The sequence below is a fragment of the Neobacillus cucumis genome, assembly GCF_016908975.1.
GTDB classification, from domain to species: domain Bacteria; phylum Bacillota; class Bacilli; order Bacillales; family Cytobacillaceae; genus Neobacillus; species Neobacillus cucumis.
Window position 1 is genome coordinate 217,336 of record NZ_JAFBEX010000004.1, and the last position, 15,846, is coordinate 233,181.

Sequence of the window (15,846 nt, forward strand, 5' to 3'; positions counted from 1 at the left end):
GATTTTCAACTATTTAGAACAACTTAGTGTAGTAAACTATAATTTACTTTGGACAGCACTGCGGGATTTCTGGCTTGTGCTGTCCGATCTTGGCTGGACTTCGGACAGCTCTGCGGGATTTCTGGCTTGTGCTGTCCGATCTTGGCTGGACTTCGGACAGCTCTGCGGGATTTCTGGATTGTGCTGTCCGAACTTGACTGGACTTCGGACAGCTCTGCGGGATTTCTGGATTGTGCTGTCCGAACTTGGCTGGACTTCGGACAGCTCTGCGGGATTTCTGGATTGTGCTGTCCGATCTTGGCTGGACTTCGGACAGCTCTGCGGGATTTCTGGATTGTGCTGTCCGAACTTGGCTGGACTTCGGACAGCTCTGCGGGATTTCTAAGTCATGCTGTCCGAATACGGACCCAATTCGGACAATAAGGCCCTTGGTTTTCTCTCTCCCTTGTCGGAATAGCCCTCTCATTCAGACAAGGGCCTCGGGTTTTCTCAAGAACCTGTCCGAATTGGACTCCAATTACACTATCTTTTTGTTAAGTTGCTTTCGGTTTATTCCAGGTCATGATATCATCGGCTTCATCTATCTCAATCGTGACATCGACGACCCCTTTTTCGGACATAATTTTTTCATGGATACGGTCCTTAATATCATCGGCCGCAGCTACCGTTAATTTAGGATCAATTTCGATTTCCAATTCAACGTGGAAATCTTCTCCCTCTTTAATAACAGTAATATCTTGAATATCCTTCACATCCGGGTCCTCCATAACGAGCACCCCAATCTTATTCTCCATTTCCTCATCAGCTTGACCAATCACACCGGCGGCATTATCTAAAAAGACCCTCCCAACGACAAAGAGCATCATCGCCCCAATTAAGATCGAAGCAATCCCTTCGGATTGGTGTAAAGGAGTAAAGTGAGATAAAACAACCGCAATAATCGCTAACAAACCACCTAAAGTCGCAACCGAATCCTCCATAAAAACAAGCTTGGTCGCCGGTTTAGCCCGTCCTAAATTAGCAAAGGCTTTAGCGAAAACATTCAATCCTTTTGCCTCCACCTCAACATCGTGCAAAATTTCCTTCATGGCTTTAAACAAAACAAAGGTTTCAAGCAAGGTAGATAAAGCTAAAACACCAATATTAATTAAAAATCCACTCGACTCTGTAGGATGAATAATATGAGCATATCCCTCTTTAATCGTTTCAAATGCCATAACTCCTACAATTAACACGGCCCCTAAGAGAACAAGGTTGACCAGACGACCAAAGCCATTCGGATATTTTTCTGTCGGAGCTTTTTTACTTAAAGCCGAACCAACAAAGACAAACAACTGATTCGCCGCATCACCAAGGCTGTGCATCGTTTCAGCAAACATCGCAACATTTCCTGTAAACAGAAATGCCACACCTTTAATAATCGCAATAATAGTATTGATAATGGCAGCAAGAAATGCTGATTTATTCCCTCGTTTTAATAATTGGAAAATTTCTACCATCATATCCTCGTTTCTTTAAACATTTTTTAACACTAAATATAAACGGTTATTCCTCTCATTTTGTTCTTCGGTTGATGCTAAATCATATTTTTTCAATAAATGGAACACTTCATTCAAAAGTTCCTGTGTATGTTCTTTACCCAAAAACTGATTAAATAAATCCTTCATGTCTTCAGGTAAAAAAGAGATCTGTGATTCATATTTATTTTTCACATCTTCTAGAGAGTGATTCAATTTACATTCGCTCATTTGTTTCTTCCTCCTCCATTATGTATGTACGTTTAGGATAGCAGAAAAGTTTCGAAAAGAAAAAAGCCCAATAATGTACTGGACTTTTGTTTACACTTTTTTATGGTCTGTCACTTCTAATACATCCAAAAGGAACACAAACACTGGAATGCCAACGATTAACCCCCATACCCCAAAGAAGTGTTCTGAGAAAATCAAGACAATAAATGTATAGAAGACAGGAAGATTGGTTTTGGAACTCATCAAATTTGGATTTAAGATATAGGCCTCGATCACATGAATAATCATAACCGCTATGCCCACATAAAGAACCTTCATTAATCCGCCAATACTATAAGCAATAATCACCAACGGAATTAAGGAAATAATAACTCCGGCAACAGGGATTAACCCCAAGATAAAAATCATGATCGACAAACCGCCCAATTGCGGAAAGTCTAATATCCATAGGAAAATCGTGGTTAGAATACAGTTCACAATCGCAATAATTAATTGTGCTTCAATGACTTTACCGAACGTCCCCACAAATTTACCTGCAAAAAATTCCACTTCTTCATAAATTGAAGCAATTTTACTTTTTCTAAATTTCTTAGTAAATTCAATTAGCCGCGGCTTTTCTAATAAACAAAAGATACTAAGCATCAAAGCCAATAACACTTGCACGGTAACACTGCTAATGTCTGTAAAATACTTAATTAAAAAAGTAACCCCTTGCTCCAGATAACTCGAAATCTTAATTTCTTCGAGCCGGTTGTGGAGATAACTTAAAACCAAGTTATCATGCTTAGACGTGTAAAAAGCCGTTATCTGTTTGATTAACGCGGTTATTTCCTGAATGATCATAGGCAAATACATGACCACACCATAGGAAAGTAAACCAACAATACAGGCATACGAGAGCACGACAATTAGCCGGCGATTGAGCGGTATTTTTTTTTCAATGAATTGCACTAACCGATCCATTAAGAAAGTAAAGATAAACGTAAGTAAAATTAAATTCATCATTGATCTCATCGCATATAAAATGAGTGCAATAAGAATAAAAATCGAAATTCGTTTAAAGCTGCTACTCTGAAAAAGTTTATTAATCATAGATTTTGTTTTAACCCCATTAAATTTACTAGTATCATTTGCTCATTATATCAAATTTTATCCTTAAATAGACAGTTTTAGACTCTTTTATGTTCGAAATTGAACAGGTGTCATAGAACGATCAATCGCTTTACTACTCCAGCCGTTTTTCGATAAATAATCCAAAAGCTTCGGTAAATTTGCTAACGTTTCTTTCCGTTCGTGCATTAGAACGACAATTGGTCCAGAATGGTGGACCATTTGATTTATCTGTTCAATCACACTCGTTACATATCTGGAATCCTTATAGTCCCAATCCCTGCTGTCAATATTCCAATCCCACATCAAATATCCGTTATCTTGCACGGCTTTCCGGTATTCCGGTGTCATATACGGAACGCTGCCATATGGGGTTCTCATTATATAAGAATCCACACCCGTAATTTCTTTTAGCGTTTGCCGGTTTTGCGTTAATTCTCCAATGATTGATGCCGCAGATGCATAAAAAATCTTCGGATTATGTGATACACTATGCAAGCCTACGGTTTCTCCTGATCGGACCATTAATTTAGCCGCATCTGGATAGCGTCGGATATTGCCATCAATCATAAAAAAAGTAGCCTTATAATGAAACTTTTCCAACAAAGCAATAATTTGAGCTGAGTAGGCAGACGGACCATCATCAAATGTTAGATAAATCGTTTTTTGCGTGTCTGGCTTAACTGGCGGCACATTTGGCTCCCCGGACGATGCTGGTTTTGCATCTTTTTCCTGTTGTTGGGAGGAAGCTGTAGCGCCCGCAGCTGGCTGAGTCGCGTCAGGCTCTGTAGTGTTCGCATTAGGTTCCGTGGTGGTCGCAGTTGGCTCGGCCGCTTCAGGTTCTGTGGTGTTCGTAGTTGGCTCGGCCGCTGCAGAAGCTGATGCAGCAGTCGGTTGGGTAACGCTTATTTGAATTCTTTCGTGTTGCTTTCTCCAAGCTATTGCTTGCTCTTGTTTTTTGTGAAATAGCCCTTTTTCCAGTTTTAAATCCTTGGTGTTCCTAATAACGGTCTCACGTGGCGGTTCTTTTGCAATTGCCCGGTTGATATGTTCATTTTTTGATTGATTAATAGTGTTATTTACAGCATTTACCTGGAAATTGTGGTTCAGATATACTCTTGTTAATAAGAATCCAACTGCCACTAGGATGATTAACGTCCAGATTGACCAACCTCTTTTTAGATTCCCCATTGTTCATACCCTCTTTGATCTTTTTTTCTCTTCCCCCATTATAGATGAATTTTCCATATAATTGTTTCAATTCTATTAAAAATATTACATTTCTATTAAATAATACTTTTGTCATGGGTATTTTATCACTTTTACTACATTACAAGTTTTACCACCACATTATACCAATAATAAACAAAAAAGGGGGAATAAAGGAAAAATTATTCTCCCTTTCCCAAAAGGAAGACAGGCAAATTCTAAATCCGTTCAACATACATATCATTGAACAAGATTTTTCTCCTATGATTATATGCATATTGACGGAGGTGAAATGAGTGTCAGGTGGACAAAAAGCACTTTTTTATATTCTATCGATACTTATTCCGGTTGTTGGGATTGTTTTAGGGATTATTTGGATGAATGATCAGGATCCTGAGAAGAAAGCTGTGGGGAAAAACTGCTTAATTATTGCCATTGTAGTGATTGTTTTAAGCTGTATTTGCTGGTTTGCTGCTTCGGCATTGTCGCTTGCCCCTGCCTTTACGTCGGGTTACTAAGATAAGTAATGGAAGAAATGAAAAGAACCCATTCTTGTAGGTGTGAATCGGGTTCTTTTCAATAAGGAGAGTGAATGTTGATTGATCCATGAACTATTGCAATTTTTCGGAAAAGCCATTTGCCACCAGATCGAGGATCGTTCACTCCTGGCATCAGGAAAAACTCTTTCCGTCTGTGCACGTGACACAGGGATTTATCTAGGGATCTTCTCCACTTTTATTTATTTGTTTCTATTGAAGCGAAATCAAATCATAACCATTCCATCTATAAAAGTTAGCTTTTTTCTTCTATTATTTATGGTACCTATGATGATTGACGGCTTAGGGTCGTATGCTCATTTATTTGAAAGTAATAATGAGCGACGGCTACTAACAGGACTTGGATTCGGATTTGTACTCCCTTTCTTCATGTTCCCACTGATTTTCGGTAATGCCCTAGATCCTAGGAGTAAACCTGTGATAAAAAATACATTTGATATTTTAATACCAATGTTTTTTTGCTGTCTTCTTGGTAGTTTAGTTTATTGGAATTATATTACATATTACATGATTGATAGCTTAATTATCTTTACTATTGTTATCTGGTTTAGCTTATGGACATCCCTGTTGTTTACGTCTATTCGAAATAGCTTCCTGAAATGGTTATTTTCCATCATGAGCAGTTTGGCATTTCTTTCGATTCTATCCCTGCTGCATTCTTATATCCTTCCTTAGCCTTTTTCTAATACTCTATCTACAATTGCTTTCGAACTAATTTCTGGACTAGTTAAAACAGGTATGGCTAAATGTTGAAGGCTGCTTAGCGCTCTTGCCATGGATAACTGCGCCAGAATAACTACGTCAATTTCACTCTCTTTAAGTAATTTATGAACCATTTGAGCGATAAGAGTATCATGCCTTTCGTAATCCTTTTCGCTTAAGGCATCGAAGGCTTCCGTGCTTACCGCTACAAAGACTTCAACATTCTTATTTATTTGTTTCGCTTTTTCTAGAAGAGTCTTTTGTGTCGTCGGGCCTGCAGCAGCCACAGTCGCAACAACGCCAATTTTTTTGCCTTTGTTTAATGCTTCTAGAATCATCTCATCATCTACATTCTCAACAGGAACCTCGGGAAATCTTGCTCTCAATTCAGTGATGGCAGGACTGTAGGATGAACATGATAACAGAATACCATCAACACCCGTATCTATTGCTTTCTGTAATAGGTATGATATCCGATCAATTAGATTTTCTGTTAATTGGCCCTGCCTATTTAATTCAATTAATAAACCTTCATCTAAAAAATTTATAGTATCAACTTGCGGAAAGTTTTTTTCAAAAGCACTTATTAAAGGATCTATCGAATTTAAGGTTGCATGTATTAATCCGATTTGTAAATTGGACATTATGATCCCTCCAACTTAGGAATTTTTTGTTATCATCTGTTGGAAATTAATTTCATCCATAAACTCTATAAACGTTCTAACTAGATTTAACTCGTAATCATCCTCATTGTATAGCATCCAGGTCTCTCTTATAATCGGATTTCCTTCTTTGTCTTTTAAGGCAGTTTCATACAAATTCCCATGATTGTTCACTACTAGACCTGGCATGATTGCATATCCTAAGTCGTTTGCGACCATTTCCCTACAGGTATCGGTCTTATCCACTTTTATTCCGACCATTGGTGGCAAAATAAAGTTTTCTGCCCACCAAGTATCGATCAAGTCTTTTAATTTCACATCACAGTTATAATCAATCCGGGGCAGCGATGGTAGATCACTAAGTTCAATTTTGTCGTTAGCGACTAGCACCAGATTTTCTGTTAATAACCGCTTTTTACCGCCCTTCCACGTATAATCACCACGAACAAATCCAATATGAATCTCATGATTATACACTTGATTATAAATTTGGTTACTCCAATTCGTTGTCAAACTAAAATTCACTTTATTGTATCTATTTTTAAACTGCTTTAAGATGGGTGGAATTTGCCTAGTGATAAAACCTGACACTCCTAATCGTAAAGTACCTGATATCTCTGTATCCATGTTATTCAAATGGTCTTTGACCTTTTGTTCTCTTTCAATCATTTCGGCAGCATATTTCACTAAGTATTCACCTTGGGGAGTAAATTGGATCCCTTTTTTCCACGGTGAATCACCTTAACTTCGTATTCATTTTCTATCTGTTGAATACGTTTAGTCAGGGCAGGTTGAGACATGAATAAATTACCTGCTACTTTTGTAATATTTTTTTCTCTATATAACATTTGAAGAATATGCCAATCACGTTTGTCCATCTATCAAACCCTCCAATGTTCAACACATTACTCCAATTATATAGAAGAAAATATAAAAATTGTAGAACCGCTATTATTTAGATAACTGTTTGAGGTGTTCGACAGCTTTAATTAGAAAATCTCTTTTACCAAAACTTCCTGATTTTAAGACGATAAGCATCTCTTGGCCGATGGCTAATCCCGATGGTACACCCGTATCAATTTCACTTATAATATAATTTCCCTTAATGTTCAGTTTCCTGCAGACTGTTCCTGATGTATCTCCACCAGCTACTACGATACGCTTTAGGTTTAAATCGTCGGTTAGTCTTTTGGCGACTTCTGCAAGAAAATCAGAAATCTTCTTACTAATCTCCAACTCGTTAAACCCTTTTACCAACCCAATTTTCTTTGTTTCTTTCACGATTTCAGGGTTGTTGTCAGCCATAATCAACATATCCTTCCCTTCCGTAAGGACAGCTTTCGCATTATTTACAACCTTATGAAGTTCAGCATTATTTCCTGCTTCGTTAATAATCATTCTTGAATCTACAGAAATAAACGGAAAACCTGATTCTATTAATTCTTGCGTTTGCCCTTTTGTTTGCGGCGTTAGGCTTCCTGAAATAACGAGTACTCCATTTTTATCTTTGATCTCAATGGTATTGGCTAAGTTTTGATACTCAGATTTCTTTAGTACCTTTGGTAATTCCTCACCAATAGCTGAGCTGCCTGCTAAAATTTTATAACCCACTGACGCTTCAGCAATGGTATGAAGATCTTCTTGGGTTTCAGCATCGATGATGACATAATTATAATGATTCCTTGCCGCTTCAATCGAATCCCTTAATGCTACAGGACCTTTCCGAACGGCATCTAAATAAATAGATGTTACTTTTCTTTTCGTTTGCTTCTGCAAAATGGATTGCAACTTGGATTCATGCATTGGGTGAACAGGATCATTAGCAAACTCTGATTCTTCTAAGAGTTTTCCATATACTTTGTGTATTCCCTGAGACGTTGTTCGGCCATTTTTCGGGAAGGCCAGCGAGATAATGGCAAACTCTTCATCAAGTTCATCTAGCATGGCATCAAATTCAACCCCAATATTCCCACGAAACACGGAACAGGTTTTATTAAAATACATAGTACAATCTGCATTTTTTAGTATTTCTGTTGCCTTCTTAACTTTCTCGTAACTTAAAGCAGGTGAATCTAATCTACTATCCGTATCAATAATTAACACATCAGTATCTTTTATAACCTTTAGATTTGGTTCAAAAGTGACTACTTTCACTTTGTAACCACTATTGGTAAACATAATTCCAATGTCATTTGCACCTGTTGTGTCATCTGCTACAACACCTATCATGATTACACCCCCTTATTACATGCGCTTTCTACGTGGTTTGTACTTGGAATCCTCTAAAAATTCTCTAATGGTTTCTTTGGATAGTTTAGTTAATTCGAAGCCACTGGCTTTAGCAGTAACAATCATTTTGCAAGTCATTTCAACAGTTTCAATTCTCATCAATGCTTCTGGTAGTGAGGTATCCATTACAACTACACCATGATTCCGCATAAAAATAACATCCGATTTTTTGGCTTCTTCAGCGATCGCTTCCCCTAAATCAATGGTACCCGGATGAAAATAATCTACATATCCAAGATTTTCAAGATAATACATATTCTCGATAAAGAGCTCTGAAGTTATGGGTTCATTACTACAGGCAAATAGTGTTGTGTAGAAAGGTGATGAATGGATAATGGCATTTACATCAGGCCTGGATTGGTAAATCCCCGTATGCATCGGTGTTTCTTTCGATGCCTTTTTTTCACTTAAGTTTTCTTGGGTTTCAAGATCAAAAAGGACAAAATCATCCTCTTTTAGATTCCCCATAAATGTCCCTGAAGCCGTTATAACCATTTTTCCATCTTCGACCCTTTTACTAATGTTACCCGACGTCCCCCACGCCAATTGATTAGTTAATAAGTAATGCCCTGTATGAATTAACTCATTTATTGCTGACAAAAAGATTCCCTCCATCATTTTTTGTTGATTTTCGTGTAGGTATGAGAATTCATAGGCGGAGAATTTCCGCTAATGTATATAGAGACAGCTTAAGATGCAAATATAAGCGGAAATCTTCCGCTTAACTGTTCTAAATAAGACGAAATCAAGAGGTTTGGATAATATAAACGGAAAAACTTCCTTTATTTTGGAGGAAATATAGGTATTTCCCAATTTAAACGGAAATTTTCCGTTTATTTTTCAAACACACTGAAATCAACATTCGGTTACAACAGAGCCTTTATTGAAAAAACCAAACAGAATGTACCCGTTTGGTTTTTTTATGATTAGTTTTGGTTGATTCTATTAATGACTGCTTCAGTAAATTCTGTTGTCGACGCCGATCCACCTAAGTCACGGGTAGTAGGTCCTTCAGCGATTATGTTCAATACAGCTTCTTCCATTACTTTAGCAATTTCGTTTAGGTTATTATCATTATGATTAGCAGCTAACCATTGTAGTAACATAACGGTAGATAATAGCATGCTTGTTGGGTTGGCAATATTTTGTCCAGCAATATCAGGAGCAGAACCATGTGCGGCCTGTGCCATAGCCTGCGTCCCATTTGTGTTGAGGGATGGTGATAATCCTAAGCTTCCAACTAGCTCACCGGCTAAATCAGAAAGAATATCGCCAAATAAGTTTTCTGTGACAATCACATCAAAGTCTTCTGCTCTACGTACCAAATGTGCCGTCATGGCATCAATATGATAGTCTTCCACTTGAACTTCTGGATAATATTTTTGACCCACTTCATAACAAACATCACGGAATAATTCGAATGCAAACTTAATGACATTTGCTTTATGAACGATAGCCACTTTTTTACGACGAGTCATTGCTAGTTTAAAAGCTTCATGAGCAATTCTTTCAGTCGCTTTTCTAGTAAATACTCCAGTTACAAGTGCTACATCTGGAGAAACCATGTACTCACCGATACCTTTATACATATTACGGTCAGATAAGAAGCCTTCCGTATTTTCACGGAATACGACTAAATCTGCGTTTCCTACTAAACTGGTTGTCCCGGGTAGTGCACGACTTGGACGAACATTGGAAAATAAATCAAAATGATGCCTTAATTCACCGCTTGGGTTTCTTTTAGAAATACGATGCTCATCTGGGTACGCAGCAGAATCATGTGGCGCCATTAACCAGCCATTTGTTTCTTCTAAGCCTTTTTTTGTCATTTCAGGTACAGGATCATTGTACTTTTTAATCCCTTCCCACCCCATTGGAAGTTCAACATATTCAAATTGGGATCCATTTGCTACCTTTGAAGTAGCAGCTTTTAAAACTTCAACAGAGGACTTAACAATTTCTGGTCCAATCCCATCGCCATATAATACGCCTAATTTATACTTTGCCATCGTTTAAAACCCCTTCTAAAATATGATGTTTTAATAGTTTGTTAGCCTTTACATTTTATATTTTAATTAATTGTTTCCATAAATTAAAATATTGGTTTTTTATGAAAGTCCATCAAAAAAAGTTATTGAATTATTTAGCCCATAGACTAAACAGAAAACTTCCAATGATTAAGATTAATGCCCCACCAAGTCTTGTAGCAATTTGAGCATATGCCATCAACTGCATTCTTCTCGCAGCTCCCAATACCTCTAAATCACCTGATCCACCTCTGTTTACGTGACATAATGCCCCTGCGATGGCGGATTCAATTTCATAGAAACCAACAAATCTAGCGAAGCCCCAAGCACCTGACATGGCTCCAAATACAGTAAGGATTGCAATAATAAAAGTAGTAGGGTTTACTGCGCTGATCAGTTCACCGAAATCTACCATTGATATACCCACACCAGCTATCATTACATAATAAAGATTGCCAGTCATAAACTTATTCACCTGTTTAGCTCCGGCCTTCGCACGTTCAGGTATTAAGTCGAAGCCATTAGCTAACAGTAACATAATCACCATATACGCATATGGGTGAATTAAGATGCCGCCAATAGTAGGTAATAATTTATTTCCAATAATATTTGCTAAAGCATAGAATGCAAAAGTGACAAAAAGTCCAAAAGCTGCGTCTTCCAAATTGGCTTTATAACCTGATTTTTTACTCACTTCAGCATTAGCTGCCCCTTTAATTAATTCACCATTTCCTGTCCACTTTGGTTTTTTCTTACCAAGTCCGTTTAGAAGTGCAGCGGAGATGATCGCAATAATATTTGCAATCGTTAATACTGACACAGCAGAAGAATACCAGATCTTAGGATCCTTACCCGTTACAGTTCCCCACATTTGGCTTAAAGGAATGGCACCTGCGCCATTTCCACCACCCATAATCGGAAGCGCAAAGTTCATGATGGCAGTTTTAAAGGGAACACCTGTGACTAACCCCCCAATGGCAGCACCAAGAAATCCAGTAACGGTGGCTATAAGGACCATCGGAATAAATCCGCCAATGGTTTTAAGTAAGAACTTTTTATCAATGGATAGTAATGCACCACAAATGATGATAGCGATGTATGTATCCAAGAAACCCATATCATCAAAAAGGGTAGTGACATTTTGGGCATTTTCCTTTGGAATAATCCCAGCGTACACTGCCCAAGAAGTCCCCAAGAAGGCCAAAATAGCTCCGCCGCCAAGATAGTCCTTCCAAATGGGCAAATTATCACCAATTTTACCAAAAATCAATCCACTACCGAATACAAGAAAAAGACTGCCAGTTATATCTGTAGGAAGGGACTTAGTAGCTAATCCGAGTATGATGATCGCTAGCCCAACAAGGTAGATTGGCATTGAAATCCCATAAAAACTTATTTTAAACAATTTTGCTAACCCCTTTTTGTTGGAGTCATCAGATTTCATATCCACGTTGTTTTTTGCATCCTCAACCTGCATTTGCACGTAAAAATCCCCCTTTGTTTGTCTTCGATTTCAAAACTACTACTCTCCCATTCGATGGCCATCAAAAGTAGAATTTTAACTCACCGTAATTAGTAGCGCTTACATTTACTTTAATGAAATAATTCAGATTCGTAAAATATCTATTTTTTATCATTTTCCATAACTAATTTTCATACTTTTATAACTTAGTCACAAATAATTATTATTTATGGATGTTGATAACTTTTTTTTATTTCTCCGATTAAATTATCAACAGTATAATTTTTAGTAATAGCATTTAATAAAAGGAGGAAATTATGGACTCAATAATATCAAAATTTTTAAACATACCTACAACTTGTATCTCTGATGTTATGGATGGATTAAATAATATGCATCCAGCTATTAAACCACTAAAGGAAGAATTCAAGTTTGCCGGCAGGGCATTAACCGTAAAAATTCCGGTTGGGGATAATTTAGCTGTATTAAAAGCGATTAGAGAAGCAAAGGCAGGAGACGTCATTGTAATTGATGCTAAGGGAGATCAGTATCGAGCTATAGCAGGAGATTTTGTCGTAGGAATGGCTCAGACTCTTGGCGTGAGTGCCATTGTCGTCGATGGTGTGATCCGTGACGTTGTTGGGATTAAGAACTTAGACTTCCCTGTTTTCTGTAGAGGGACCGCTGTAGCAGCAAGTGGCAAAGCAGGAGTCGGGGAAATAAACATTCCGATTTCTTGCGGTGGAACATCGGTGAATCCAGGGGATATGATCGTGGGGGATGCTGATGGTGTAGTGGTCATACCTCAAGCGGAAGCTCAAGAAATCATGGAAAAATCTTTAGAGAAGTTGAAAAAAGATGAAATCAGAGAAATGAAAGTTTCTCGAAATGTGGAAGCAATTAAGGAATATTTGGATAACATGCTTTTAAATAAGTAAGCAATGGTAGGAAGGGGTGCTCCTTCCTACTTTTATTTATAGTTAAAATTTATTTCTAATCTATTATGGCAATTTATACAATTAAAAAAGCATGGAAGTTTAAAATCTTCAGTGATCAGTATAGGCCAAGATATCCCAGAAAATAAAAAACCGGATAGTCTCAATAGACTATCCGGCACTAACATTAGAAATCACTAAAAGAATACTGGGGCAAAATAATTTGAATATGGGTTCCTTTGGAACTGCTGTCTACCACTTTTATATCTCCGCGATGTTCAAAAATGATGTTTTTGACAAATGGCAAACCTAAACCTAATCCATCCTTTTTTGAAGAAGTAAACGGGTCAAAAATACTTTCCCAATTGTCTGTAGGGATTCCTTTTCCGGAATCTATAAAATCGATTATAATCTTATCGATTTGGATATCAGTCGAAATGATAATTATTCTATCAGATCTTTCTATAGGAAAGGCTTCCGAACTATTTTTTATTAAATTGACAAATACTTGCTTTAAGTATGTTTGGTTGGCATATGTTTTAAGCGTTCTATATTTCTTATCAAAAGTAACCACTACAGAGTTCCTTTTGATAAATTCTTCCGATATATCAATGGCTTGTTCAATAATTTCATTTAGGTCCATCATTTTAAAATCAATTGATTTATCTTTTAGATATTCGGTATAATTTTTTATTAGTTCGTCCAATTGCTGTCCAGCGGTTTGAATCATTGCATTCATCTTTTTACCTTCACTTGGTAAAGAGGGCAACTCATTTAATAATTTAGAAAATCCGTTGATAATTTGCAGAGTATTTTTTACTTCATGTACTAAACTAACGGTGAGATTGCCGGCATTATCGAGTTTCTTTTGACGCTCCATTAAACGGTTAAAGTTCACGGTTTGAATGGTATGCATTCTTATAAATGAAAAAACAATAATAACAGAAAAAATGATAATGCCAAAACTGCTACATAATGCTCCGGTTCCCGGTACAAAGTTTAAAACACCGAAGCTATACAATAAAAAAGTACAAAAGGAAAAGGTGCTCAAAAAATCTTTTAAATAGACATTTTGGATTTGTCTCGAAATAATAAAAATGAAGATGATTAAAATAATACAACTACCCAGATGGAGTAAATATAAAAATTGCAATGGTCCATATTCCGGGAAATAATAATAGATAGAGGAATGCAATATTTTTATTTCCTTTATCCCAATAATTCCAAGTTTAGTCATGTTGATCAGATAGATTAGAAAGCTCCATATAACTAAAAAGAACAATACTTTCCGGTTAAAAACGGCTAATAAAAACTGATAACTTCTCTGATTCTTAAAATTGGCTGTATGTTTTTTTATTAGGATATAAGCTAAGTAAAAAACAATGGGAACCAAAAAGGTCGGTCCCAATCTAAACAGTCTGAAAAGGAAAGTGATCAGATCTTTTGAAATTACCCCTTTTGTATATAAAACAGCTACATCCAATTGCCAAAAACTAATGAATAGCATATAAAGCAATAAAGCTGTTGCTAATTCCGACCCTTTATATATTTTTATGAGACAAATCGCTAAAACGATTGGTATCATACCAATCAAAGCGATTAAACATGCGATGATCAAACCCTTCACCACTTTTATTTTTCTTTTTATACATGCGCAAGCATTAACTCTTACGATCTATTTCATGGGGTATATTTAAATAATTATACTAAAGAAAGAATATTAATCATAGGGAAATTATCACAGAATGGAAAGTACAATGCAGATTCACTAGAGAATAAAATGATGTTTGAAGAAAGATTTTTTCAAATATAAAAAAGACCAACATATTTCAGCTGGTCTTGTTATCCACCTATGTATGGTGGAGACGGCGGGACGTGCGTTTCCATGCTTTCGTCATGGCACTGACTATATCTTGAACCTGTTTTAACAGGTCCTCTGGCGTCTTATGCGAAACAAAAATTTACCTCTTTCAAAAGGCATGAATTTCGCATCCTAGTACTACCTCCTATAAAGGCAGTCTATAAGTCGATACACGGCTGTTGAATTACTTCACATACCGCTCGGCATTGCCCTATCGCTAAAGCGACTTAGGTTTCACCGATAAAGCCAGATTATCACTTGTGTGTTACCACACAAGGCGACTAATTACTAATCGAACCCGCGTCCAAAGATATCGGCACTTAAGCATCTACGAGTGTAGTCGATATATTGGCGTTTCACTGATCCATTTGCCTATCGACCGGCGTCCGGTCAGCTAGCCTGGTTGTTCTCTTCCTTCATCCTCAGGCGGTGGAATCCGGCGTAGCCCACTTAGAGTGAGTCCGCTACCCTACCACATGGGCGATGGAGGGGCGAACCGCTAAGCGCTATTAAGCAGCTAAAGCGAAAGTTTTGTTAGTTTTGCCAGTTATGGCTTTGACGTTTTAACGAGGCCGATCCCCTCGACTCGCAACCTAAGCTCAAACTACCCCTGTCGAATCCGTAGCGTCCCCATTATAAAATGTGCTCACAATCAGTTAAGATTATTAGCAGCAGACGTTAGGATGCTCCAACGTTTGTAAGAGCAAGATTGTGTCGCTCACCTTAGCGACAAACTTATTATACCATACTCAGAACATTTTTCAATTGTAACTATCTGTAAAATAATTTCCAGTTACATCTTTTGACGATCACGGAAAGCCCGCTCAATCTCACGCTTTGCTTCTTTCTGCTTTAACGATTCACGCTTATCATAATTCTTTTTACCCTTCGCTAAACCAATTAACACCTTGCAGAAGCCATTTTTTAGATATAACTTTAACGGCACTAGCGCATACCCTGCTTCTTTCGTTTCCCCAAGCAGTTTATTAATTTCACGTTTATGCAGCAATAGTTTACGTGTTCTTAGTGGATCGTGATTAAAAATATTTCCCTGCTCATATGGACTCACATGCATTCCAAACAAAACAGCTTCGCCATTTTGAATTCGTGCATAGGCATCCTTCAAGTTCACCTTACCGGCCCGAATCGACTTAATCTCCGTCCCCTGCAGGACAAGCCCTGCTTCGTATGTTTCTTCGATAAAATAATCATGGTAAGCCTTTTTGTTTTGTGCAACTACTTTTCCTTCACCTTTTGGCATATATTTCACCTCAACTCTATGGA

General features: G+C 37.4%; 18 protein-coding genes and 1 other RNA gene. 4 read left to right on the forward strand and 15 right to left on the reverse strand.

The window, feature by feature from the left end; genetic code table 11:
• Positions 1-43 precede the first annotated feature (43 nt).
• The 5 genes from JOC76_RS07200 to JOC76_RS07220 all read right to left on the reverse strand — a co-directional run bounded on the left by JOC76_RS07200 (position 44) and on the right by JOC76_RS07220 (position 4,049).
• Entirely contained in the window at positions 44-466 is a 423-nt protein-coding gene (locus tag JOC76_RS07200; protein WP_205176912.1) for a hypothetical protein, read from the reverse strand.
• A 67-nt stretch (positions 467-533) separates the two neighbouring features.
• Complete coding sequence (locus tag JOC76_RS07205) at positions 534-1,499, reverse strand: cation diffusion facilitator family transporter (RefSeq protein ID WP_205177016.1); 966 nt, start codon at positions 1,497-1,499, stop codon at positions 534-536.
• Positions 1,500-1,514: 15 nt separating this feature from the next.
• Positions 1,515-1,748: a group-specific protein gene (locus JOC76_RS07210; protein ID WP_205176913.1), complete on the reverse strand. Its 234-nt coding sequence runs from the start codon at positions 1,746-1,748 to the stop codon at positions 1,515-1,517.
• A 90-nt stretch (positions 1,749-1,838) separates the two neighbouring features.
• Complete coding sequence (locus JOC76_RS07215) at positions 1,839-2,840, reverse strand: AI-2E family transporter (protein WP_205176914.1); 1,002 nt, start codon at positions 2,838-2,840, stop codon at positions 1,839-1,841.
• A gap of 87 nt (positions 2,841-2,927) precedes the next feature.
• On the reverse strand, positions 2,928-4,049 hold the full coding sequence (locus JOC76_RS07220) for a polysaccharide deacetylase family protein (protein WP_205176915.1): 1,122 nt from the start codon (positions 4,047-4,049) through the stop codon (positions 2,928-2,930).
• A 314-nt stretch (positions 4,050-4,363) separates the two neighbouring features.
• Here JOC76_RS07220 and JOC76_RS07225 point away from each other — a divergent pair, with 314 nt between their 5' ends.
• On the forward strand, positions 4,364-4,585 hold the full coding sequence (locus tag JOC76_RS07225; protein WP_205176916.1) for a hypothetical protein: 222 nt from the start codon (positions 4,364-4,366) through the stop codon (positions 4,583-4,585).
• A gap of 81 nt (positions 4,586-4,666) precedes the next feature.
• Positions 4,667-5,299 (forward strand): DUF2085 domain-containing protein, encoded by a 633-nt coding sequence (locus JOC76_RS07230; protein WP_205176917.1) that lies wholly within the window; start codon positions 4,667-4,669, stop codon positions 5,297-5,299.
• Here the strand turns inward: JOC76_RS07230 and JOC76_RS07235 are convergent.
• The 7 genes from JOC76_RS07235 to JOC76_RS07260 all read right to left on the reverse strand — a co-directional run bounded on the left by JOC76_RS07235 (position 5,296) and on the right by JOC76_RS07260 (position 11,781).
• Positions 5,296-5,970 carry an aspartate/glutamate racemase family protein gene (locus tag JOC76_RS07235; protein WP_205176918.1) on the reverse strand — a complete coding sequence of 225 codons (675 nt, stop codon included), beginning with the start codon at positions 5,968-5,970 and terminating at the stop codon, positions 5,296-5,298. The two genes, JOC76_RS07230 and JOC76_RS07235, sit on opposite strands and share 4 nt — an antisense overlap.
• 15 nt (positions 5,971-5,985) lie before the next feature.
• A complete protein-coding gene (locus JOC76_RS07240) occupies positions 5,986-6,675 on the reverse strand; it encodes a substrate-binding domain-containing protein (RefSeq protein ID WP_307784696.1) in 690 nt (229 codons plus the stop codon).
• Positions 6,675-6,866, reverse strand: coding sequence for a helix-turn-helix domain-containing protein (locus JOC76_RS29895; RefSeq protein ID WP_239557591.1), 192 nt, complete (start codon positions 6,864-6,866; stop codon positions 6,675-6,677). Before JOC76_RS29895 ends, JOC76_RS07240 begins: the two co-directional genes overlap by 1 nt.
• A 73-nt stretch (positions 6,867-6,939) precedes the next feature.
• Complete coding sequence (locus JOC76_RS07245) at positions 6,940-8,217, reverse strand: four-carbon acid sugar kinase family protein (RefSeq protein WP_205176919.1); 1,278 nt, start codon at positions 8,215-8,217, stop codon at positions 6,940-6,942.
• Positions 8,218-8,232: 15 nt separating this feature from the next.
• Entirely contained in the window at positions 8,233-8,877 is a 645-nt protein-coding gene (locus JOC76_RS07250; protein WP_205176920.1) for a class II aldolase/adducin family protein, read from the reverse strand.
• 326 nt (positions 8,878-9,203) lie between these two features.
• Entirely contained in the window at positions 9,204-10,286 is a 1,083-nt protein-coding gene (locus tag JOC76_RS07255; RefSeq protein ID WP_205176921.1) for an isocitrate/isopropylmalate dehydrogenase family protein, read from the reverse strand.
• 130 nt (positions 10,287-10,416) lie between these two features.
• A complete protein-coding gene (locus tag JOC76_RS07260) occupies positions 10,417-11,781 on the reverse strand; it encodes a 2-hydroxycarboxylate transporter family protein (RefSeq protein WP_239557604.1) in 1,365 nt (454 codons plus the stop codon).
• Positions 11,782-12,083: 302 nt separating this feature from the next.
• On the opposite strand from JOC76_RS07260, the gene JOC76_RS07265 reads away from it, so the two are divergent.
• The gene (locus tag JOC76_RS07265) at positions 12,084-12,704 is read left to right on the forward strand and encodes an RraA family protein (RefSeq protein WP_205176922.1); all 621 of its coding nucleotides are present in this window, start codon (positions 12,084-12,086) and stop codon (positions 12,702-12,704) included.
• Between the two features lie 184 nt (positions 12,705-12,888).
• On the opposite strand, the gene JOC76_RS07270 is transcribed toward JOC76_RS07265, so the two are convergent.
• Positions 12,889-13,581, reverse strand: coding sequence for an ATP-binding protein (locus tag JOC76_RS07270; RefSeq protein WP_205176923.1), 693 nt, complete (start codon positions 13,579-13,581; stop codon positions 12,889-12,891).
• Positions 13,582-14,254: 673 nt separating this feature from the next.
• Here JOC76_RS07270 and JOC76_RS07275 point away from each other — a divergent pair.
• On the forward strand, positions 14,255-14,398 hold the full coding sequence (locus JOC76_RS07275; protein ID WP_205176924.1) for a hypothetical protein: 144 nt from the start codon (positions 14,255-14,257) through the stop codon (positions 14,396-14,398).
• Between the two features lie 453 nt (positions 14,399-14,851).
• Here the strand turns inward: JOC76_RS07275 and ssrA are convergent.
• Positions 14,852-15,186, reverse strand: a transfer-messenger RNA (tmRNA) gene (ssrA, locus tag JOC76_RS07280).
• Between the two features lie 169 nt (positions 15,187-15,355).
• Entirely contained in the window at positions 15,356-15,823 is a 468-nt protein-coding gene (smpB, locus tag JOC76_RS07285; protein ID WP_205176925.1) for an SsrA-binding protein SmpB, read from the reverse strand.
• Positions 15,824-15,846: the final 23 nt, after the last annotated feature.